Here is a 20,645-nt window from a genome sequence, read left to right on the forward strand (position 1 = left end):
CCGCGTCATCCTGGACGGCAGCCACTGACCGGAATCGTGGTGCCGGCGCATCCGAACCCCCGGCCCCCGGCGGGTTGTTCACCTCGGGTTCGCGTGCGTGCCGCGACGACCCCGTAGCTGTGGCTGTGCACACTGGCCGGATCAGCCCCTGGAGGCACAGCCATGCCCCACCGTCCGTTCCCCGGCCGCCGCAGCGTGCTGCGCGGCTCGCTCGCCGCGTCGGCGGCCCTGACCCTGCCCGTCGGCCTCGGCGCGGCCCCGGCGTTCGCCCGTTCCGGCCGCCCGCGGGCGGGCTGGGGCGTGCAGGCGGGCGACGTGATGGCGAACTCCGGCCTGGTGTGGGTGCGTTCGGACCGGTCGGCCCGGATGATCGTGGAGACGGCCGCCACCGAGTCGTTCCGCGATCCGCGCCGCTGGCGGGGCCCGCTGCTGGGCTCCGGCACCGACTTCACCGGCACCACGCGGCTGCACGGCCTGCCCGCGGGTGAGCAGGTCCACTACCGCGTGCTGCTCGCCGACCCCGACGACCCGCGCCGTACCGGCGAGCCGGTGACCGGAACCTTCCGCACGGCGCCCGCCGGGCGCCGCCGCGGCGTGAGGTTCGTCTGGTCGGGCGACCTCGCCGGACAGGGCTGGGGCATCAACGAGTCCATCGGCGGCTACCGCATCTTCGACGCCATGGCCAGGACGGACCCGGACTTCTTCCTGTGCAGCGGCGACAACATCTACGCCGACGGTCCGATCGCGGCCACCGCACCCCTGCCCGACGGCAGCGTGTACCGCAGCCTCACCACCGAGGAGAAGTCGCACGTCGCGACCACCCTGGCCGACTACCGGGGCAACTTCCGCTACAACCTGCTGGACGACGCGCTGCGCCGGTTCAACGCCCAGGTGCCGAACATCGTCCAGTGGGACGACCACGAGGTGCGCAACAACTGGTACCCGGGCGAGGTCATCGGCACCGGCACCCCCTACCCGGCCGGCACCCGGCTCGACGACCTGGCGCGGCGCTCGCGGCAGGCGTTCTCCGAGTACTTCCCGATCTCCACGATCAGCGGCCGCCCCGACGGCCGGATCTACCGCGTCGTCCGCCACGGCCCGCTGCTCGACGTGTTCGTGCTCGACATGCGCACCTACCGCAACGCCAACTCCCCCGACGACCGGACCACGGATCCGGTGGGCATCCTCGGCCGCGAGCAGCTGGAGTGGCTCAAGCGGGAGCTGGCGAAGTCCCGCGCGGTGTGGAAGGTGATCGCCAACGACATGCCGCTCGGGCTGGTCGTGCCGGACCCGGTCGAGGGCCTGCCGAACTTCGAGGCGGTCGCACAGGGCGACCCGGGCGCGCCGCTGGGCCGCGAGCTGCAGATCGCCGAGCTGCTGCGGTTCATCAAGCACCGGCGGATCACCGGCACGGTGTGGCTGACGGCTGACGTGCACCACACCTCCGCCCAGCACTACGACCCCTCGCGGGCCGCGTTCAAGGACTTCGAGCCGTTCTGGGAGTTCGTCTCCGGCCCGCTCAACGCCGGCGCGTTCCCGGCCAACGACCTCGACGGGACGTTCGGCCCGGACCGGGTGTTCGTCAAGGCGCCGCCGACCGCGAACGTGTCACCGGCCGAGGGCTACCAGTTCTTCGGCGAGGTGGACATCGACGGCGGCAGCGGCGAACTGACGGTCCGGCTGCGGGAGTACGACGGCACCGTGCTGTTCACCAGGACGCTCCAGCCGGGCCGGGTCGGCCAGTAGGCAGCGGCGGGTACGCTTCCTCTCACACCGTGCCGCGCTACGGCGTCATCCCCCGGAGCGCGGCAGGGTCCCGCCGCGCCCGGGTCTGGCCGGCGATTCGGGATCGTAGAAATCTGGACAAACGTCGCGGAGCATGCTTTACCCATCGGTCACAAAGCGTTCGTGATCACGCAACACCCTTCCTTCACAGTGGGTGCATGACTCCAGAGATGTCCGATGTGACCCGCACGAAGCACGGACGCCCCGTGCACCACTGGCGCCGCGACGTCGTCGAACTCGCCGCGCTGTTCACCGCCGTCGCGGTCGCCGACGGGGTGGCGAACCTGATCGGGCACGGCCCCGACGGTCCCGCCCTGCTGGTGATCTCGGCGGCGCTCCTCGCCGCGACGGCCGGCTTCCACACCTGGTGGGCACGGCGCCACGGCCACGCACCGCCGGCCGACGATACCGGCACCCGGCCCACCGCCCAGGCGCGGCCGGCCGGGCCCGCCGAGCAGCCCGGCACGGCGACGGACGAGCCGGCCGGCGTCGCCGCGCTGTGGCGGATGCGGACGACCGTGCAGGACGAGCCGGGCTCGCTGGCGGCCCTGTGCACGGCGCTCGCCGGACAGCGCGTCGACATCCTCAGCCTCCAGACGCATCCGCTGGCCGACGGCACCGTGGACGAGTTCCTGCTGCGGGCGCCGGGCGGCCTGGAGGCGGCCGCGATCACCCGGGCCGTCGCGCTGGCCGGGGGCGTGTCCACCTGGATCGAGCGGGCCGACGCCCACGACCTGGTCGACGCCCCCACCCGGGTGCTCGGGCTCGCCGCGCGCACCGCGCTGGACGCCGCCGAACTGCCGCTAGCGCTGCGGCAGTTGCTGGGCCGCTGCACCATCCGTTCGCTGCCCGGCAAGCCGGTCGGCGGGGGGCGTGGGCCGCAGCCGGTGCCGGTCGAGGGCGTACTGGAGGACACCGTGATGCGGCTGCGGGCACCCGAGGGCGGGGTGCTCACCGTCGAGCGGCCGTATCTGCCGTTCACGCCGACCGAGTTCGCGCGGGCCCGGGCACTGGTGGAGCTGGACAACCGGCTCGGCCCGCGCATCCCGCGCGGCGAGGACGTGCTGACGCTGCCCGCGGGCGACGACATCACCGTCCGCCGCGCCGACACCGGTGACCTGGCAGAGGCCAGGGCGATGCACGAGCGGTGCTCGCCGCGCACCCTCGGCCTGCGCTACCACGGCCCGGTCGGCGACGCCGACCGCTATCTGAACCACCTGCTCAGCCCGCGCTTCGGGCGCACCCTGGCCGCGCAGACCGCGTCCGGCCGCATCGTCGGCCTCGGCCATCTGCTGTGGGACGGCGACGAGACCGAGGTCGCGCTGCTGATCGAGGACGACTGGCAGCAGCGCGGCATCGGCGCCGAACTGCTCGGCCGGCTGGTGGCGATGGCCGAGGAGGCCCGCTGCGCGAGCGTGTACGCCGTGACGCAGGCCTCCAACACCGGCATGGTCGCGGCGATGCGCGGCCTCGGGCTCCCCCTGGACTACCAGATCGAGGAGGGCACCCTGGTGATCACCGCGCGGCTGGCCGCGACCCGCGCGGTCTCCTCCCACGACGCCCGTACGGCGCGCACCCGGCTCACCTGAGTCCGCCGCCGAATCCGCCGCGCCGGCGCTCAGCCGCGACGAAGACGTCCGGCGGCGACCGGCTCACCGGCGCCCACCGGGGTTTCCGGCGCGGCCCCGAGGGCCTGGTCCAGGTCCGCCCACAGGTCGTCCACGTCCTCCAGGCCCACCGACAGCCGCAGCAGCCGGTCGCTCACCCCCGCCCCGCGCCGGTCGTCGGCGTCAACGATGCGGTGGCTGATGGACGCGGGGTGCTGGATGAGCGTGTCGACACTGCCGAGGCTGACCGCCGGGGTGACGAGCCGGACCCGGGAGATGACCTCGTGCGGGTCGCCGTACACCTCGAAGGCGATCATGGCGCCGCCGAGGCGCGGGTAGTGGACGCGGGCCACCCGCGGGTCGACGGTGAGCCGGCGGACCAGTTCGGCGGCGTTCGCGGCGGCGGCCCGTACGCGCACCGGGAGCGTGGACAGTCCCCGGAGCAGGAGATATCCCGCGAGGGGATGCAGGACGCCGCCGGTGGCGAACCGTATCTGCCGCAGCCGGCCCGCGAACTCCTCGTCGCAGGCGACCACTCCGGCCAGCACGTCCCCGTGGCCGCCCAGGTACTTGGTGGCGCTGTGCAGCACCAGCCGGGCGCCCTGCTCGGCCGGGCGTTGCAGGACGGGCGTGGCGAAGGTGTTGTCGGCGAGCAGCGGCACCGAGCCGCAGGCGTGGGCGACGGCCCGCAGGTCGAGCTCGGCGAGGGTCGGGTTGGCCGGGGACTCCACCAGCACCAGACCGGTGTCCGGGCGCAGCGCGTCGGTGATCCCGGCCGGGTCGGTCCAGGTGACCTCCGTACCGAGGAGCCCGGCGGTCAGCAGATGGTCGCTGCACCCGTACAGCGGCCGTACGGCGACGACGTGCCGCAGGCCCATGGCTGACCGGGCGAGGAGGACGGCGCTGAGCGCGGCCATGCCGCTGGCGAAGGCGACCGCGGACTCGGTGCCCTCCAGGCGGGCCAGCGCGGTCTCGAAACGGGCGACCGTCGGATTGCCGAGCCGGCCGTAGACGGGCGGCCCGGCCGGGTCGGCGCCGTCGGCCGCGAACGCGTCGATACGGGCGGCCTCGGCACGGCTGTCGTACGACGGGTAGGTGGTGGACAGGTCGATCGGCGGGGCGTGCAGGCCCTGGCGGGCGAGATCGTCGCGGCCGGCGTGCACGGCCTCGGTGGCAAGGGCTCTGGTCGCGGTGCGTACGCCGTCGTAGGCACCGGTGCTCGCTGTGTCCATGGCCGGAAGGGTGAACATCGAACGGTTTCCAGGGATCGGCCACCGTGCTACGTTCGGCCAATGGCCGAATCTGTCGTACTGGATCCGGTGGACCTCCATCTGCTGCGGCTCCTGCAGAACGACGCCCGGACCACCTACCGCGACCTCGCCGAGCAGGTGGGCGTCGCGCCGTCGACCTGCCTGGACCGGGTGACCCGGCTGCGCCGCTCGGGTGTGATCCTCGGGCATCGGCTGCGGCTGGATCCGGCCAAGCTGGGGCGCGGGCTCCAGGCGCTGCTGTCCGTGCAGGTACGACCGCACCGGCGGGAGCTGGTGGGGCCCTTCGTGGAGCGGATCCGGGCGCTGCCGGAGGCCCGGTCGGTGTTCCATCTGACCGGGCCGGACGACTATCTGGTGCATGTGGCCGTCGCGGACATGGCAGATCTTCAGCGGCTGGTGCTCGACGAGTTCACGGCGCATCGGGAAGTGGCCCGGGTGGAGACCCGGTTGATCTTCCAGCAGTGGGAGTGCGGGCCGCTGCTGCCGCCCGGCCATGCCCACAGCTGAATCCCCCGAACCCGGGTGACGCGGAGATCGCCGTCGTACGAGGATGGGCGGCATGTCTGAGACCAAGAGCCCGTTGCCCCGTCAGGTGGCCGACGCGTATGTGGACGACCTCATCGCCCTCGACCCGGTCACCGGTACCTATCTCGGTGTGAAGGAGAGTTCGACCCGGCTGCCCGACTACTCGCCGGCCGGCCAGGAGGCTCTCGCCCGGCTGTCGCGGGCGACCCTCGCCCGGCTCGACGAGGCGGAGCGGCAGCCCGGCGCGGACAGTGACGTGGAGCGCCGCTGCGGGCGGCTGCTGCGAGAACGGCTGACCGCCGAACTCGCGGTCCACGAAGCGGACGAACACCTGCGCGCGGTCGGCAACATGCACACCCCCGGGCACGCGGTACGGGACGTGTTCACGGTGACGCCGCAGCAGACGGAGGAGGACTGGGCGGCGATCGCCGAGCGGCTGCGCGCGGTGCCCGGTGCGCTCGCGGGCTACCGGGAGTCGATCCGGCTGGGCCTGGACCGCAAGCTGTTCGCGGCCCCCCGGCCGACGGCGACGTACATCGGGCAGCTGACCGAGTGGACGGACACCGACGGCTCGGGCCGCGGCTGGTTCGAGGACTTCGCCGCCGCCGGGCCGGACGCGCTGCGCGCCGACCTGGACGAGGCGGCCCGCGCCGCGACCGCCGCCCTGGCGGAGCTGCGGGACTGGCTGCGGGACGTGTACGCCCCGGCGATCGAGGGCGCCCCGGACACCGTGGGCCGCGAGCGCTACGCCCGCTGGTCCCGCTCCTTCAACGGCACCGACCTGGACCTCGACGAAGCGTACGGGTACGGCTGGGCGGAGTTCCACCGGCTGCTCGGCGAGATGAGGCGGGAGGCGGAGAAGATCCTGCCCGGTGCCGAGACACCGTGGGTGGCGCTCGCCCACGTGGACGAGCACGGCCGGCACATCGAGGGTGTCGAGGAGGTCCGGGAGTGGCTCCAGGGCCTCATGGACCAGGCCGTCGCGGACCTGGACGGCACCCACTTCGAACTCGCCGAGCGGGTGCGCCGGGTGGAGTCGCGCATCGCGCCGCCCGGCGGTGCCGCGGCGCCGTACTACACGGCCCCGTCGGAGGACTTCTCACGTCCGGGCCGCACCTGGCTGCCGACCATGGGCCAGACCCGCTTCCCGGTCTACGACCTCGTCTCGACCTGGTACCACGAGGGCGTTCCCGGCCATCACCTCCAGCTCGCGCAGTGGGCGCACGTGGCGGAGAACCTCTCCCGCTACCAGGCCACGGTGGGCATCGTCAGCGCCAACGCGGAGGGCTGGGCGCTGTACGCGGAGCGGCTGATGGACGAACTGGGCTATCTGAAGGGCCCGGAGGAGCGGATCGGCTATCTGGACGCGCAGATGATGCGCGCGGTCCGGGTGATCGTGGACATCGGCATGCACCTGGAGCTGGAGATTCCGGCGGACTCGCCGTTCCACCCCGGTGAGCGCTGGACGCCGGAACTGGCGCAGGAGTTCTTCCGTGCCCACAGCAGCCGGCCGGCGGACTTCGTGGAGAGCGAGGTGACCCGGTATCTCACGATTCCGGGCCAGGCCATCGGCTACAAGCTCGGTGAGCGGGCCTGGCTGCTGGGCCGGGAGAAGGCGCGCGAGCGGCACGGCGACGCCTTCGACCTGAAGGCCTGGCACATGGCGGCGCTGTCGCAGGGTTCGCTCGGCCTGGACGACCTGGTGGACGAACTCGCCCGGCTCTGACGTCCCGCCGCCTCAAGGGAGTTGAACGGGGCGGACCTCCTGGCCGGCGAACGCGTCGGCCGGGGGGGCCGGGTGAGGTGCCCTGCCCGGTGCCGTCGGCTCCCGCGCCGGCACCGCTGTCCGCCGTCCGGCCCTGCCCCGCTGGCGGGCGGGGGCGGCGGGCTGCTGGCTGGTGGCGGAAGCGATGACGCCGGCGGCGAGGAGGCGGGGTGCGTGGCGGGGAGTCATGAAGCGGGGGCGGCGGAGGAGGCGCTGCGGACGCCGCGGGCCGCCGGGCTGGCCGGCGTCGTGTTCGCGCTGCTGCTGGCGGCGGTCATCGTGCTCGTACGCCTGGGCATCCCGGAAGGGGCGCACGTGGTCACCGCCCGGGGGTTCACCGACTCCGGACGGCGTGGCGCGCTGCGGACGGCCCTCACGCTGGTGCCGTTCGCCGGGATCTTCTTCCTGTGGTTCATCGGAGCCGTACGGGCGCACGTCGGCACGGCGGAGGACAAGTTCCTCGCGACCGTCTTCCTGGGCAGCGGGCTGGTCTTCACCGCCGCGCTGTTCGGCGCCGCCGCTGCCGCCCGTGCCGTCCTCGACATCGCGCATCCGGGCGGCACGGCACCGCCGCCGGCCTCCTGGGACTTCGGCCGCCACTTCGCCTATCTCCTGCTGATGGAGTACGCCATGCGGATGGCGGCCGTCTTCGTGTCCTCGCTGTCGGTGCTCGGCCACCGCCTCGGCGTGCTGCCCCGCCCGCTCACGCTGCTGGGCTTCCTCACCGCTGTGACCCTGCTCCTCGCCGCCTCCAACGTGCCCTGGGCGGAGCTGGTGTTCCCCGCGTGGTCGCTGGTGCTCAGCGGCTACATCCTGGTCGTGGGCGGTCGCGGCCGTTGACCCGGACGGTGGTGCCGGCGAGCGGAGTGCGTGCGTGTCTCGCATGCTGGCGAGCGGGACATGACCACGGGAAGAGCGGAGCGTCGATGAGGCTCGTCGTCGATCTCAACAAATGCCAGGGGTACGCCCAGTGCGCGTTCCTCGCGCCGGACGTCTTCGCCATGCACGGCGAGGAGTCGCTGATCTACAACCCGCACGCGCCGGAGGAACAGCGCGAGCGGCTGGCCCGCGCGGTCGCCGCCTGCCCGGTGCAGGCGATCACGGCCGACGGGCTGGAGGACTTCACGGGTGAGCCGGGGGCAGCTCCCCGCCAGGAGACGCCGGAGGCGTCCGATGGCCGGTGACCACCTGGACCGGCTGCGGCGCGAGGGCCGGATCGTCATCGTGGGCGCCTCCCTGGCGGGCCTGCGGGCGGCGGAGACGCTGCGCGCCGAGGGCTTCACCGGCGAACTGACCCTGATCGGCGACGAGCCGTACGAGCCGTACGACCGGCCGCCGCTGTCGAAGTCCGTCCTGCTGGGCATGGCGTCCCCGCGCCGCACCGAGCTGCCGCACCGCCGGGAGATCGACGCCAAGTGGCGGCTCGGTGTCGCGGCGACCGGGCTGGATCTGACGGCGAAGCGGGTCAGGCTGGCCGACGGGGACGAGGTGCCGTACGACCGGCTGCTCATCGCGACCGGGGTGCGTGCCCGACCCTGGCTGAAGGAGGACGAGGCCCGGCTCGGCGGCGTCTGTCTGCTGCGGACCCGGGACGACGCGGCCGATCTGGTCCAGCGGCTGGACGCGGCACCGCGCCGGGTGTTCGTCATCGGTGCCGGGTTCGCCGGTTCGGAGGTCGCCTCGGCGTGCCGGGAGAAGGGCATCCCGGTCACCGTGGCGGAGCGCGCCGGGGCGCCGCTGGTGGGCGCGCTCGGCGGAGTGATCGGCGCGGTCGCCGCCGACCTCCAGACCGAGAACGGCGTGGACCTGCGCACCCATGTCACGGTGACCGGGCTGGAGGGCGACTCGGTCGGCCGGGTGCGGGCCGTCCATCTGTCCGACGAGAGTGTCGTCGAGGCGGACGTGGTCGTGGTCTCGCTGGGCTCGCAGCGCAACACCGAGTGGCTGACCGGGTCGGGGCTGGGCGCGGGTCCCCGGGGCATCGCGTGCGACGCGGGCTGCCGGGCCTTCGACTTCCGGGGCATCGTCACGGACGACGTCTTCGTGGCGGGCGACGTGGCGCGTTCACCGCACGCGCTGTTCGGCTACCAGTTCCTGTCGCTGGAGCACTGGGGCAACGCCGTCGCGCAGGCGGAGACCGCCGCGCACAACATGATCTGCCACGGCGCCGACCGCCGCCCGCACCTGTGGATGCCGGCGTTCTGGTCGTCGATGTTCGGCGTGAACATCAAGTCGGTCGGCGTGCCGCCCATGGGCGACCAGCTCATGATCACGCAGGGTTCGCTGGCCGAGCGCCGGTTCGTCGGCGTGTACGGCTACCAGGGCCGCGTCATCGCCGCCGTGGCCTTCGACAACGCCCGTTGGCTGGAGTTCTACGCCCGGCAGATCGAGCGGGGCGCCCCCTTCCCGGTGGAGTACCCGACGATGGACCGGCGGCCCGAGAACCGGCAGCCGGTGGCGGCCGACTTCCCCGATCCGTCCCTGCCGACCCACGGCCCCACGGTGACGCTCAGCGGCTACTCGCCGGCCGACCAGCAGCTGGTCTTCCACCCCGCCCGCCACTGACGGCCGCCCGGCCCGACGCTCCGAGGAACGAGTCATGCCGAAAGCCCCGCTGTTCCGCCAGATCACCGACTTCGCCAACCGCGCCGACCCGTACCCGCTGTACGAGGAGCTGCGCCGGACACCGGTGCTGCACGAGGAGGACGACGGCCCCTACGTCATCAGCTCGTACTGGGACATCGAGGCCCTGCTGCACGATCCGCGGATCAGCTCCGACGCCGGCAATCTGGCCGCCGCCGGAGCCGACGAGCTGAGTCAGTCGGACGAGACGGGCGGGCTGCCGCCGTCGTTCATCCGGCTCGACCCGCCCGAGCACGACCGGCTGCGGCGCATCGCCAACCGGGGCTTCGGCCCGCCGCACCGGCCGCGCCGGATCGAGGGAATGCGCGGTGAGCTGGAGGAGATCGTCGCCGGTCTGCTCGACGGCTTCGGCGACGCCCGGCAGGTCGACCTGGTGGACCAGTTCGCCTACCCGTTCCCGGTGACGGTGATCTGCCGGCTGCTGGGCGTGCCCCGCGAGGACGAGCCCAGGTTCCGCGCCTGGGTCGACCCGATCGTCGCCGGCCTGGACCCCGACTCCCGCACGAGCGCCGACTCCGCGCGTGCCGCGCAGGAGGCACGGTTGCAGCTCGGCATGTACCTGTCCGGGCTGGTCGAGCAGCGCACCAGGGATCCGCGCGACGACCTGCTGTCCGACCTGGTCAACAGCCGTGGTCCGGACGGCTCCCTGACGATGATGGAGGTGCTGGCCACCGCGGTGCTGCTGCTGATCGCCGGGCATGAGACGACGGTCAACCTCATCACCAACGGCATGCTGACCCTGCTGCGGTACCCGGACGTCCTGCGGCGCCTCGCCCGGGACCCGGGGCTGTCGGTGCGGATCGTGGAGGAACTGCTGCGCTACGAGCCGCCGGTGCAGATCGTGCCGCAGCGCACCTGCATCGCCGACATCGAGGTGCGCGGGGTGATCATCCCGAAGGGCTCGCGCATCTGGCTGGTGCTGGCCGCGGGCAACCGCGACCCCGAGCGGTTCAAGGACCCCGACCGGTTCGACCCGGACCGTGAGGACATCCAGCATCTCGGCTTCGGCAGCGGCATCCACAGCTGCTTCGGCGCCCCGCTGGCGCGTCTGGAGGCCCAGATCGCCCTGGCCGCGCTGGCCCGGCGGCTGGAGAATCCCCGCCTGGTGGCGGACCCGCCGCCGTACCGGCAGAACGCGGTCCTGCGCGGTCCGCGCCATCTGGAGATCGCCTTCGACGGGCTGAACTGACCACCGGGATCCCGTGCGCGGGGCCGGGTCAGCGTCCGAGGCGGCTGAGGCTGACCAGCCCCACCCAGGTCTCCGGGCCCGACTGGGCGCAGGCGGCCCGCACCGCGTACGTGCCCGCCTCCAGCGGCACCCGGAGGTGTTCGATCCGGCCGGCGGCGCGGCCCGGCCAGGCCGAGTCGAACAGCAGCACCGGGCCGGGCACCCGCCAGTGCACCTCGCTGCCCCACACCGCCGAGTCGAGGGCGGCCGGGACACCGGCGAGCAGTTCGTCCTCGGAGTGGGCGGCGGACCACCGTACGAAGGCGGCGTGCTCCGGCAGGAAGGAGGTCGATGCGGGTTCCTCACCGAACACGAGGGCGGCGCTGTCCCCGACGGGCAGCAGGCCGACGTGCCCGTCGACCTCGCACGCCCGGTCGTAGTCCGTGGCCAGGTCCTCGTTGTCGGCGCCCGCCCAGAACGGAAGTACCGTCTCGGGCACGGCTATCAGAGGGCCGCCGGCCGACTCCACCCACTCCAGCACGCCTGGATCCGCGTATCGAGCCATGGCCCCAGAACCTACACGGGCCGGCGTCAGCAGCCGCACTCGCCTTCGACCGGCGCGGTCAGCAGATCGGGATCGCGGCGGGCCGGCCCCCGCCAGGTGTCGTACGCGAAGCCCTCACGCGCCCAGTACTCGAAGCCACCGAGCAACTCCTTCACCCGATAACCGAGTTCGGCGAGGGCGAGGGCGGCGCGGGTGGCACCGTTGCAGCCGGGGCCCCAGCAGTACGTCACCACGGGTACGGACAGGTCGAGGAGTTGCCCGGCCTGTTCGGGGATGAGGGCGGTGGGCAAGTGGACGGCGCCGGGGATGTGGCCCTGGTCCCAGGACTCGGTCGAGCGGGAGTCCACGACGACGAACCCGGGGTCGCCCCCGGCCGCCAGCGCCGCGGCCACGTCGGAGACGTCGGCGTGGAAGGCGAGGCTCGCCCGGAAGTGGGCGGCCGCCTCGGCGGGTGCCGCGGGGGCCACGCGCAGGACGGGGTTCACGGAGGCCGGTGAGGAGTGGGTGATCATGGCTGAGAATTTACGGCCGTACGCCCGGCCGCTGAAGGGGCGATCCACGGCCCCACCCTTGCTGAGCCGGGGATTTCCCTGCTATCCATCCGGGATGACCGTGTATTCCCCGGACGCCACCGACTGGCTCATCCTTGAGGTCCTCCAGCGCGCGGGCCGGGCCAGCTACGCCGAGCTCGCGCGCGCCGTCTCGATGTCGCCGAGCGCCGTCACCGAACGCGTACGGCGGCTGGAGGAGGCCGGCGTGATCCAGGGGTACGCGGCGGTCGTGGACCCCGAGCGGCTGGGGCTGCCGATCCTCGCGTTCGTACGGCTGCGCTATCCGAACGGCCACTACAAGCCGTTCCACGACCTGGTGGCCGTCACGCCCGAGATCCTGGAGGCGCACCATGTGACGGGCGACGACTGCTTCGTGATCAAGGTCGCCGCCCGCTCCATGTCCCATCTGGAGGAGATCTCCGGGAAGATCGGCGCGCTGGGCTCGGTGACCACCAGCGTCGTGTACTCCTCCCCGCTCCCCCGGCGCGCGCTCGGCCGCTGACCCGAACGGGGTGTGCGGGACCGCGGCGTGCGGGACTACGACCTGCGGGACTACGGCTTGCACGCTACGCCGCCGAAGTTGTCGACTTCAGCCGGTACTTCGGCCGGTACTCCGGCGCCGCTCGGCGCGGGACGCCACCGGGACGTCGAGACCAGGCCGGGCTCCAGCATCTCCAGGCCGTCGAAGAAACGGGCGAGCTGGTCGGGGCTGCGGTTGACGCGAGGGTTGTCGCTCGCCTCGTTCCACTGGTCCACCATGGCGCGCTGCTGCTCGGGGTGGACGACCTCGGTGCTGTCGCAGAACACGAGATGGCTGCCGGACGGCAGGGCGTCGAGCAGCCGCTGCACGATGCCGTAGACGGAGTCGTCGGTGACATGCGCGGCGATGCCGAGCAGGATCAGGGCCACCGGCTGGGTGAAGTCCAGCGTCCTGGCGGCCTGTTCGAGGATGCCGTCCGGGTCCCGCAGATCCGCGTCGATGTAGTCCGTCGCGCCCTCGGGCGTGCTGGTGAGCAGCGCCTCGGCGTGCACGAGGACGACCGGGTCGTGGTCGACGTAGACGATCCGCGCCTCGGGCAGCAGGCGCTGCGCGACCTCGTGCGTGTTGTCCGCGGTGGGCAGGCCGGTCCCCACGTCCAGGAACTGGCGGATGCCGGCCTCCCGGACGAGGTACTCCACGGCCCGGACGAGAAACGCCCGCTGCGCCCGCGCGGTGTCGCGGATCCCCGGGTTGGCCGCGGCGATCTGATCACCCACCTGCCGGTCGATCTCGTAGCAGTCCTTGCCGCCCAGCCAGTAGTTCCAGATACGGGCGGAGTGCGGCGCGCTGCTGTTGACAGACGGGCGTTCGACGGACATGTGGGCTCCCCGAGTCGGCTGGTGGTCACGCACAACCTAGCCCTCACACCCCCCGCTGCCGCAGCGTCGACCCCGTTCTCCCCTTCACGAGCTCCAGCTGGGCGTGGATGCGGCGCCGCAGGTCGGGGACGTGGCTGACGATGCCCACGCTCCGGTCCCGCTCCCGGAGTGAGTCCAGGACGTCCAGCACCTCGTCCAGAGTCTGGTCGTCGAGGCTGCCGAAGCCCTCGTCGATGAAGAGGGTGTCGAGCCGTACACCGCCTGCCTCGTCCGTGACGACGTCCGCGAGGCCGAGGGCGAGGGCGAGCGAGGCGAAGAAGGTCTCGCCGCCGGAGAGGGTGGCCGTGTCGCGCTCGCGGCCGGTCCAGGCGTCGACCACGTGCAGCCCGAGCCCGCTGCGCCCGCGGCCGGAGCGGTCGTCGGAGTGGACCAGGGTGTAGCGGCCGGACGACATGCGGTGCAGGCGCGCGGTCGCGGCGGCGGCGACCTGCTCCAGGCGGGCCGCCAGGACGTACGACTCCAGGCGCATCTTGCGCTCGTTGTCGGCGGAGGTGCCCGCGGTGAGGGCGGCGAGGCGGGCGACCCGGTCGTACTCCTCGCGCAGCGGGGCGAGTTGCCGTACGGCCTCGGTGGCGCGGGCGGACAGGCGGTCCAGCTCGGTGCGGCAGTGGGCGGCCGCGTCGCGCGCGGAGGCGGCGGTGCGCAGGCGGCGCTCCGCCTCGGCCGCGGTGCGCTCGGCCGTGGTGAGGTCGGCGGGCGGCCGCTGGGCGGCGGCCGCGGTGTCGCCCTCGGCCAGCACGGCCCGTACGGCCGCCTCCTCCGACTGCCAGGCGTCCAGCCGGTGTTGCAGCTCGCGGTGGGCGGCGGGGTCGAGGAGGGCGGCGGCCGCGGCCTGCGGGGTGTCGAAGCCGGCCCGGTAGGCGGCGTCGGAGAGGCGGGCGTCGGCGTCCTTCAGTCGCTGGGCGGCGTCCTCGGCGATGCGCGTGGCGTCGGCGGCGTCACCGAGCAGGGCGACGCGCCGCTCCAGCTGGGCGGCGCGCGCGGCCACACTGTCCGCGTCACCGCGCGCCCGCGTCAACTCCGTTTCGATCTGGACCTGTTCGCGCTCCAGGGTCTCGCGCCGGGTGAGCCGGGACGCGGTTCGCACGGCGGCCTGCTGACGGTCGGTGAGGCGCTGCTCGCGCTCACGCTCGGCGCGGCGCAGCTCCTCGTGGGCGGTGTGCAGCACGGAGGCCTCACTGCGGGCGCGAGCGTACTCCTCCGCCAACTCGCCTGCTTGCTCTTCCAGTTGGCCGGTCGGTGTGTCGCCGGCCTCGGCGGTGGCGGCGGCCAGGGCCTCGCGGACGACACCGAGGCGCCGTTCGTCCTCGGCGCGGCACTCGTCGGCCTGCTGGAAGGCCCGCTGTGCCCGCTCCTCGGCCGCGCGGTCGACGTGTCCGGTGATCTTGCGGGCCGGTGCGGGGTGTGCGGTGGCTCCGCAGACGGCGCAGGGCTCGCCGTCGGTGAGGTGGGCGGCCAGCTCGGCGGCGATGCCGCTCAGGCGCTGCTCCTTGACGTCGAGCCAGTGGGCGCGGGCGTCGAGGGCCTGCTGCCCGGAGGCGCGCGCCCGGTGCTGCGCGGCTTCCAGATCGGCGGCCAGCGCGTCCCGGGTGCGGGCCGCGGTGAGCCGCCTGGCCATCGGTTCCCGCTGGACGGCGAGCTGTTCGGCGCGGGTGGCGGCCTCCTGGGCGACGTCCGCGCGGGCCTGGAGCGCGGAGCGTCTCGCGTCCCAGCCGTCGAGCCAGGTCTCGGCCTCGCGCAGCACCTCCTCGTCGGCCCCCTCCTGCCGGTCGAGGCCGCGCCGCTCCTCGGCCAGCTGGACGAGCCGCTGCTCCGCGCGCCGGGCCGCGTCCAGGCCGCCCAGCTCCTCGGCGGCCCGGCGGGCGGCGGCGGTCAGTGCGCTCGCCTCGGCGTCGGCGTACGCCTCGGGGAGCGCCCCGCGCGCGTGCGCCTCGGCCGCCGCGGCCCTGCGATGCTCCTGCTCGGCGGCCTCGCGCAGCTCCAGCGCGGGCGCGACCATGTCCGCCTTGCGGCCCCGCTCCATGCGTTCCTGGGCCTCGCGGTACGCGCCGGAGTGCTGCTGGAGGCGCTCGGCGCGCTGCCGGGCCTCGGCGAACCGGCCCTGGAGGCGGGCGAGTTCGCGTACACCGTCCAGGGCGCGGCGGGCCTCGGTGTGCGCGGACTCGGCGGCACCGAGGCCGAGGTGGGCGATGGTGAGGCGCTCGCGGGCGGCGGCGCGGGCCACGGCGGCGGCAGCGAGCACCTCCTCGGCCAGGCCCGGCTCGCCCGGCGCCAGGTCCGGCAGCTCCATGGCGTCCCCGGCCTGCTGCTGCATGCGGTGGGCGTCGGCGAGCAGTGCGGCGTCGCCCTCGCGCACGCGTGCCTCGGTGGCGCGGCGACGGTCGGCGAGGCGTTTTTCGACGTCGGCGAAGCGCCGGGTGTCGAAGAGCCGGCCGAGCAGCCGGCCGCGGGCCTCGGCGTCGGCGCGCAGGAAGCGGGCGAAGTCGCCCTGGGGCAGCAGCACGACCTGGCAGAACTGTTCACGGCTCATGCCGAGCAGCTGGGTGATCTCCTCGCCGATCTCCTGGTGGGAGCGGCTGCGGTCGCGCCAGGTCCCGGCCGTGGCGTCGTACTCGCGCAGCCAGGTCTGGGCCTTGTCGACCGTGGTGCCGCTGCCGCGCAGTTTGCGGCGCTCCCAGGGCGGCTGCCGGGTGATCTCCAGCCGACGGCCGGCGACGGTGAGGTCGAGGCGGACCTCGGTGCGGGTGCCGGGCTCGGCGTGATCGCTGCGCAGGGTCATGCCCTGGCCGCTTCCGCCCTGGCGGGCGCCGGGGACCGAGCCGTACAGGGCGTAGCAGACGGCGTCCAGGACGGAGGTCTTGCCGGCGCCGGTGGGGCCGTGCAGCAGGAAGAGTCCGGCAGCGGACAGGGCGTCGAAGTCGACGCCGAGGGAGCCGCCGAAGGGCCCGAAGGCGGTGATGTCGAGCCGGTGCAGCCTCACCGGGCCACCTCCCGCTCGGTGTCGTCGGCGCGCACGGCGTCGAACGCCTCGCGCAGCACGCCCAGTTCACGGTCGTCCGGCCGGGCGCCGCGCACATGGGCGACGAAGTCCTCGGCGACCTGCTGGTCACTGCGGCCCGCGAGCCGCCGGGCGTACGACACCCCGGGGTCGTCCGGGGCCCGCTCGGGGGCGAAGACCAGGCTGAGGGTGTGCGGGAAGCGCTCGGTGAGCCGCGCCATGGGATCGGCCGGGCGGACCGGGTCGGTGAGGGTGGCCTCGACCCAGGAGTCCTCGTACCGGCTCAGCTCCGGGTCGGCCAGCAGGTCGTCCAGCGTGCCCCTGACGCGGGCCAGCGGGCGCGGCACCGGGCAGTGGAGGCGCTCGGCGGTGACGGAGCCGTCGGCGCCGAGGTCGATCAGCCACATGCTCTTGCGGTGGTCGGCCTCGGAGAAGGAGTAGGCGAGCGGGGAACCGGAGTAGCGCACGCGCTCGGTCAGGGTCTGGCAGCCGTGCAGATGCCCGAGGGCGACGTAGTCGACGCCGTCGAAGACGCCCGCCGGAATCGCGGCCACCCCGCCGACCGTGATGTCCCGCTCGCTGTCGCTCGCCCGGCCGCCGGTGACGAAGGCGTGGGCGAGGACGACGGAGCGGGTGCCCCGCGCGCGCGTGGCGAGGTCGGCGCGGACGCGGTCCATGGCGGCGCCGAGCACGGCCTCGTGTCCGGCCCGCTCCACGGCGAACTCGTCCTTCACCAGGGCCGGTTCGAGATAGGGCAGCCCGTAGAAGGCGACGTCCCCGTGGGCGTCCGCGAGCAGCACCGGGGTGCCGGCGGCGGCCGGGTCGGTCCGCAGATGGATGCCCGCGCGGTCGATGAGACCCGCGCCGACGCCGAGGCGGCGAGCCGAGTCGTGGTTGCCGGAGATCATCACGGTCGGCACACCGAGGTCCGCGAGACGGTGCAGCGCGTCGTCGAACAGCTCGACCGCGGCGAGCGGGGGGACCGCGCGGTCGTACACGTCACCGGACACGACCACCGCGTCCACGGCGTGCTCACGCACGGTGGTGGCGAGGTGACCGATGAACTCGGCCTGGGCCCCGAGCATGTTCACCCGGTGGAAGGCCCGGCCGAGATGCCAGTCGGACGTGTGCAGGAGTCTCATGATCCCCGAGATTAACGGCCGGGTCTGACATCACGGGCGGTTACTCCCGTCTTCGTCGCTTCACCCTTCTCCTCCCGTATCGGCGAACACCTCGGCCCCGGTGGCCGTTTACGGACCGTGTCCGACGAGGGGCCGGATCGCTCGGCGGCGGTTCAGGTTCGGCGGCTTTCGGCCAATGTGAGAAGAAGCACTCACGGGCCGGTCGGTGTCGCCTAGATTGGCTGCCCTGTCCGTGTGGGATTTCGGGGGAACGCGATGGATCCGGTGACGGCCGTGGCAGCGGCGGGGGTGGCGCTCGTGGTCAAGGGAGCGCTGGAGGCGACGGGGCAGGAGGCCGGCCGCTCGGGCTGGGCCGGCGGGACCCGTCTGATCGAGCGGATCCGTGCGCGGTTCCGGGGCAACGCGGATGCGGAGGGCGCCCTGGACCGGCTCACGGACTCCCCCGACGACGAGAGCGCCCAGCAGACCCTTGAGCGGCAGCTCGCCGCGCACATGCTGCTCGACCCGGACTTCGAGGCGGAGATCCGCCGGATCGTCGACGAGGCCGTCGCCGCGCAGGGCAGCTCCGGGGCCCAGATCAGCGCCGCACTCATCAAGAACGCCCAGGTGTTCAACGGCAAGATCGACGTTCAGGGGAACTGGACGACGTCGTAACGCCGCCACCGCCGCCACCGCCGCCGCACGGGCGGCACGCCCGTCGCCCGGCAGGACGTCCGTCTCCCCCACCCGGTTCACAGGGCGCGGGGCTCGGGCGAGCGTGCCCGGTGCAGGCTCCCTCCACGACGGCCACCGCGCTCGACCACACCGCTGATTCGAAGGCCGAAGAAACCAGATCATGAGCGAGGACAGCGTCTCCGCGGGCCCCCGGTCCCCGGGCGACACCGCGGACCGGCCGGGCGAGCCGCCCCGGACCAAGGACAGGGAACCGGCCAAGCGGGGCTCGGGCACGGAGACAGGTGCGGCGGAGCCCGACAAGGACGACACGGCGCGGGACACCGAACCCCCGCGCGCGGACGCCGAGGAGCACGACGGCCCGGTCAGCGAGAAGGACGCGCTGCGCTCCCTGGTCGAAGGCAGCGGGCACGGTGACGCCGAGCGGTCCGAGGCGCTGCGCGCCGGAGCCATCGCCGACGAGATCGCCCGGCGGCTGAGCGCCGACGCCTCCGGGACCCGCATCGGCACGCTCGCGCTGTTCAACGCGGACGTGAGCTTCGGCGGCGGCTTCCACACCGGCGGCGCCCGAACCGGCGCACCGCCGCCGGGGCGGGTGTCCGTGCTCGCCATGGACGCCACCGACATCGCCGATCACACCGAGTTGTTCGTCGCACCCGAGAACTACAGCGAGACGCTGGACGCCCTGCGCGAGCACCGGGTGCTGGTGCTCACCGCCGCGCCGGGCAGCGGCCGGGAGGCCGTCGCCGTGAACCTGCTGGAGGAAGCGCTGGCCATGGACGGGGGCGGCGGGAGCTGCCACCGGCTGCTGAGACCTGCGGCCGTGCTGGACCCGGGGTGGGAACCACCGGTGAAGAACTCCGGCTATCTGGCGGAACTCGACGACGGGCAAGGCGTCGAGGACGCGTTCGCCTCCGCCTTCCGCGGCGGGCACACCCACGGCACGGCCCGGTGGGCCGCGATCATCGCCGCACTGCGCGCCTCCGGCTGTTTCCTGATCCTCACCGGCGGCCACGACCTTGACGTCCTCTCGGCCGCCCCCGGCAGCGACCAGGTGGCCCGGCACCCGCTCGTCCCCGTCGACCCCGTGGCCGTCGTCGAACGGCGGGTGCTCGGCCACGGCGGGACCCCGGATGCGCAGGCCGATCTGCACCGGCTGCTGGAACACACCGGTGCCATGGCCGCGCTCCGGGAGCAGCCCACGGCCCGCAACGCCGCCCGGCTCGCCTCCGTGATCCGCGCGGACGGCGATGTGGCCGCCGAGGTCGCCCACCTGCGCGACCCGAGCGAACAGGTCCGCGCCTGGTTCAACCGGCACCGCGCACCGGATCCGGTGGCCTTCGCGCTGGCGGCCGCCGTGCTGGAGGAGTGCGGCTATCTCACCGTCGCGGACGCGGCGGTGAAGCTGCGGACGGCCCTCGTCGCACCCGAAGTCGCCCCGCCCGACCTGCGGTTCGGGGACCGGCTCGGCCATGAACAGCAGTGGATCCGGCTCGACGCGCCCGGCGAGGGCGGCTTCGCCGCGCCCCGCGTCCGATTCCGCAACGCGCTGTTGGGGCAGGCCATCCTGACCTACGCCTGGAACCTGCTGGACGGACGCCGCGAGGCCGTGCTCGGCTGGCTGCGCGGCCTGTTGAACCACCGTGACCTCGAGGTGCGGGCCCGGGCCGCGGTCGCGGCCGGCGTGCTGGCGCGGACCGATCCGCAGTACGCGGTGCACCGCTTTCTCACGACGTGGGCGGGCAGCACCTCCTGGCCGCTGCGGCAGGCAGCCGCCACCGCCCTCGGTGTGGCGGGCAGCCGCCCGCAGACGGCGGAGGCGGTGTGGGAACTCCTGCACCAGTGGGCACGCGGCGACGCCTCCGCCCACCAGCGCCGGCTGGCCGGCACGGCAGCGAACGCGGTGGGCGGGCTGCTCGGCCGGGCGGCCCCGGACCGGGCCGTGGCCGTCCTGCGCAGCGCACTGGACCGGGAGGACGACTGGGGCACCCTGCCGTCGGTGGCCTGGGGCGGGGTTCACCTCATCCACCAGGGGCAGACCGAGGCGGTCCTGGACGCCTACCTCGACTGGTCCGCACCGCAGGATCTGTCTCCCATGGTGGTCAAGTCGCTGTCGGCGTTCGTGTTCGCCGTGTCCCAGCCCTACGAGAAGCCGGTTGTCGGCACCGCCGACGACCGCGGCCACGCGCGCGTGCCCGGCGTGCCCGTCCTGCTCGGCGAACTGCCCCGGCACCACGACCGGCTCGTCGAGCTGTGGGCGCGCGCCCTGGCCCGTCGCCCGGTGCAGGACTCCGCGCTGGAGGCCCTGCGCGCCTGGATCGACGACTACGCCGGCAAGAGCCCGGGCTCCCTCGACGCCATCGGCGCGCTGCTGCGGTCCGTCGCCCACCGGCCCGGACGGCACGGTGAGCGGCTCACCTGGTGGCTGGAGAAGTGGGCCCACGACCGCGACAGACCATCGGCGGGCGCCGCGCGTCTGCTTCGCACACTCGACCGCGCCCGGTGAGGCGCAGCGCGCCGGCGCCGTCGGCGAC

Annotated in this window: 17 protein-coding genes; 11 read left to right on the plus strand and 6 right to left on the minus strand. The window is 73.8% G+C overall.

The genetic code is table 11. The features are described 5' to 3' along the window. Nucleotides 1-162 precede the first annotated feature (162 nt). Both BIV25_RS42265 and BIV25_RS42270 read left to right on the plus strand, forming a co-directional pair. Complete coding sequence (locus BIV25_RS42265) at nucleotides 163-1,746, plus strand: alkaline phosphatase (RefSeq protein ID WP_071377900.1); 1,584 nt, start codon at nucleotides 163-165, stop codon at nucleotides 1,744-1,746. Between the two features lie 197 nt (nucleotides 1,747-1,943). Further along, complete coding sequence (locus tag BIV25_RS42270) at nucleotides 1,944-3,374, plus strand: GNAT family N-acetyltransferase (RefSeq protein WP_177235624.1); 1,431 nt, start codon at nucleotides 1,944-1,946, stop codon at nucleotides 3,372-3,374. A 29-nt stretch (nucleotides 3,375-3,403) separates the two neighbouring features. Here the strand turns inward: BIV25_RS42270 and BIV25_RS42275 are convergent, their stop codons facing one another. Beyond that, nucleotides 3,404-4,624: a PLP-dependent aspartate aminotransferase family protein gene (locus tag BIV25_RS42275; protein ID WP_071378010.1), complete on the minus strand. Its 1,221-nt coding sequence runs from the start codon at nucleotides 4,622-4,624 to the stop codon at nucleotides 3,404-3,406. A 60-nt stretch (nucleotides 4,625-4,684) separates the two neighbouring features. On the opposite strand from BIV25_RS42275, the gene BIV25_RS42280 reads away from it, so the two are divergent. The 6 genes from BIV25_RS42280 (at nucleotide 4,685) to BIV25_RS42305 (ending at nucleotide 10,785) form a co-directional block, all read left to right on the plus strand. Beyond that, on the plus strand, nucleotides 4,685-5,170 hold the full coding sequence (locus tag BIV25_RS42280) for an Lrp/AsnC family transcriptional regulator (protein ID WP_071377901.1): 486 nt from the start codon (nucleotides 4,685-4,687) through the stop codon (nucleotides 5,168-5,170). Between the two features lie 52 nt (nucleotides 5,171-5,222). After that, on the plus strand, nucleotides 5,223-6,914 hold the full coding sequence (locus tag BIV25_RS42285; RefSeq protein WP_071377902.1) for a DUF885 domain-containing protein: 1,692 nt from the start codon (nucleotides 5,223-5,225) through the stop codon (nucleotides 6,912-6,914). Between the two features lie 213 nt (nucleotides 6,915-7,127). Continuing rightward, on the plus strand, nucleotides 7,128-7,793 hold the full coding sequence (locus BIV25_RS42290; protein WP_071377903.1) for a hypothetical protein: 666 nt from the start codon (nucleotides 7,128-7,130) through the stop codon (nucleotides 7,791-7,793). A gap of 86 nt (nucleotides 7,794-7,879) precedes the next feature. Further along, nucleotides 7,880-8,137, plus strand: a complete 258-nt coding sequence (locus BIV25_RS42295; protein ID WP_071377904.1) for a ferredoxin — start codon at nucleotides 7,880-7,882, stop codon at nucleotides 8,135-8,137. Beyond that, nucleotides 8,127-9,518, plus strand: coding sequence for an NAD(P)/FAD-dependent oxidoreductase (locus BIV25_RS42300; RefSeq protein ID WP_071377905.1), 1,392 nt, complete (start codon nucleotides 8,127-8,129; stop codon nucleotides 9,516-9,518). Before BIV25_RS42295 ends, BIV25_RS42300 begins: the two co-directional genes overlap by 11 nt. Before the next feature lie 34 nt (nucleotides 9,519-9,552). After that, nucleotides 9,553-10,785 (plus strand): cytochrome P450, encoded by a 1,233-nt coding sequence (locus tag BIV25_RS42305; RefSeq protein WP_071377906.1) that lies wholly within the window; start codon nucleotides 9,553-9,555, stop codon nucleotides 10,783-10,785. Nucleotides 10,786-10,813: 28 nt separating this feature from the next. Here BIV25_RS42305 and BIV25_RS42310 read toward each other — a convergent pair whose 3' ends face one another. Both BIV25_RS42310 and BIV25_RS42315 read right to left on the minus strand, forming a co-directional pair. Beyond that, complete coding sequence (locus BIV25_RS42310) at nucleotides 10,814-11,329, minus strand: immunity 21 family protein (RefSeq protein WP_071377907.1); 516 nt, start codon at nucleotides 11,327-11,329, stop codon at nucleotides 10,814-10,816. Nucleotides 11,330-11,355: 26 nt separating this feature from the next. Further along, nucleotides 11,356-11,841, minus strand: a complete 486-nt coding sequence (locus tag BIV25_RS42315; RefSeq protein ID WP_071377908.1) for a rhodanese-like domain-containing protein — start codon at nucleotides 11,839-11,841, stop codon at nucleotides 11,356-11,358. Between the two features lie 94 nt (nucleotides 11,842-11,935). Here BIV25_RS42315 and BIV25_RS42320 point away from each other — a divergent pair, with 94 nt between their 5' ends. Next, nucleotides 11,936-12,382, plus strand: coding sequence for an Lrp/AsnC family transcriptional regulator (locus tag BIV25_RS42320; protein WP_071377909.1), 447 nt, complete (start codon nucleotides 11,936-11,938; stop codon nucleotides 12,380-12,382). Nucleotides 12,383-12,432: 50 nt separating this feature from the next. Here BIV25_RS42320 and BIV25_RS42325 read toward each other — a convergent pair whose 3' ends face one another. Genes BIV25_RS42325 through BIV25_RS42335 form a run of 3 tightly spaced genes read right to left on the minus strand, consistent with a single transcriptional unit; the run spans nucleotide 12,433 to nucleotide 17,439 of the window. After that, nucleotides 12,433-13,239, minus strand: coding sequence for an SAM-dependent methyltransferase (locus BIV25_RS42325; RefSeq protein WP_071377910.1), 807 nt, complete (start codon nucleotides 13,237-13,239; stop codon nucleotides 12,433-12,435). Nucleotides 13,240-13,282: 43 nt separating this feature from the next. After that, nucleotides 13,283-16,279, minus strand: a complete 2,997-nt coding sequence (locus BIV25_RS42330; protein ID WP_071377911.1) for an AAA family ATPase — start codon at nucleotides 16,277-16,279, stop codon at nucleotides 13,283-13,285. Then, a complete protein-coding gene (locus tag BIV25_RS42335; protein WP_071377912.1) occupies nucleotides 16,276-17,439 on the minus strand; it encodes an exonuclease SbcCD subunit D in 1,164 nt (387 codons plus the stop codon). Before BIV25_RS42335 ends, BIV25_RS42330 begins: the two co-directional genes overlap by 4 nt. 255 nt (nucleotides 17,440-17,694) lie before the next feature. On the opposite strand from BIV25_RS42335, the gene BIV25_RS42340 reads away from it, so the two are divergent. Beyond that, nucleotides 17,695-18,093, plus strand: a complete 399-nt coding sequence (locus tag BIV25_RS42340; protein ID WP_071377913.1) for a hypothetical protein — start codon at nucleotides 17,695-17,697, stop codon at nucleotides 18,091-18,093. Nucleotides 18,094-18,274: 181 nt separating this feature from the next. Further along, on the plus strand, nucleotides 18,275-20,617 hold the full coding sequence (locus BIV25_RS42345) for a hypothetical protein (protein ID WP_177235625.1): 2,343 nt from the start codon (nucleotides 18,275-18,277) through the stop codon (nucleotides 20,615-20,617). Nucleotides 20,618-20,645 lie beyond the last annotated feature (28 nt).

Origin of the sequence: Streptomyces sp. MUSC 14 (genome assembly GCF_001866675.1) — a bacterium.
In the GTDB taxonomy this organism is placed as follows: Bacteria; Actinomycetota; Actinomycetes; order Streptomycetales; family Streptomycetaceae; genus Streptomyces.

Excerpts from the sequence above, each read along its gene's own strand:
- BIV25_RS42265 (WP_071377900.1), top strand. The coding sequence starts at position 163 with ATGCCCCACCGTCCGTTCCCCGGCCGCCGCAGCGTGCTGCGCGGCTCG.
- BIV25_RS42270 (WP_177235624.1), top strand. The coding sequence starts at position 1,944 with ATGACTCCAGAGATGTCCGATGTGACCCGCACGAAGCACGGACGCCCC.
- BIV25_RS42275 (WP_071378010.1), bottom strand. The coding sequence starts at position 4,624 with ATGGACACAGCGAGCACCGGTGCCTACGACGGCGTACGCACCGCGACC.
- BIV25_RS42280 (WP_071377901.1), top strand. The coding sequence starts at position 4,685 with ATGGCCGAATCTGTCGTACTGGATCCGGTGGACCTCCATCTGCTGCGG.
- BIV25_RS42285 (WP_071377902.1), top strand. The coding sequence starts at position 5,223 with ATGTCTGAGACCAAGAGCCCGTTGCCCCGTCAGGTGGCCGACGCGTAT.
- BIV25_RS42295 (WP_071377904.1), top strand. The coding sequence starts at position 7,880 with ATGAGGCTCGTCGTCGATCTCAACAAATGCCAGGGGTACGCCCAGTGC.
- BIV25_RS42300 (WP_071377905.1), top strand. The coding sequence starts at position 8,127 with ATGGCCGGTGACCACCTGGACCGGCTGCGGCGCGAGGGCCGGATCGTC.
- BIV25_RS42305 (WP_071377906.1), top strand. The coding sequence starts at position 9,553 with ATGCCGAAAGCCCCGCTGTTCCGCCAGATCACCGACTTCGCCAACCGC.
- BIV25_RS42310 (WP_071377907.1), bottom strand. The coding sequence starts at position 11,329 with ATGGCTCGATACGCGGATCCAGGCGTGCTGGAGTGGGTGGAGTCGGCC.
- BIV25_RS42315 (WP_071377908.1), bottom strand. The coding sequence starts at position 11,841 with ATGATCACCCACTCCTCACCGGCCTCCGTGAACCCCGTCCTGCGCGTG.
- BIV25_RS42320 (WP_071377909.1), top strand. The coding sequence starts at position 11,936 with ATGACCGTGTATTCCCCGGACGCCACCGACTGGCTCATCCTTGAGGTC.
- BIV25_RS42325 (WP_071377910.1), bottom strand. The coding sequence starts at position 13,239 with ATGTCCGTCGAACGCCCGTCTGTCAACAGCAGCGCGCCGCACTCCGCC.
- BIV25_RS42335 (WP_071377912.1), bottom strand. The coding sequence starts at position 17,439 with ATGAGACTCCTGCACACGTCCGACTGGCATCTCGGCCGGGCCTTCCAC.
- BIV25_RS42340 (WP_071377913.1), top strand. The coding sequence starts at position 17,695 with ATGGATCCGGTGACGGCCGTGGCAGCGGCGGGGGTGGCGCTCGTGGTC.
- BIV25_RS42345 (WP_177235625.1), top strand. The coding sequence starts at position 18,275 with ATGAGCGAGGACAGCGTCTCCGCGGGCCCCCGGTCCCCGGGCGACACC.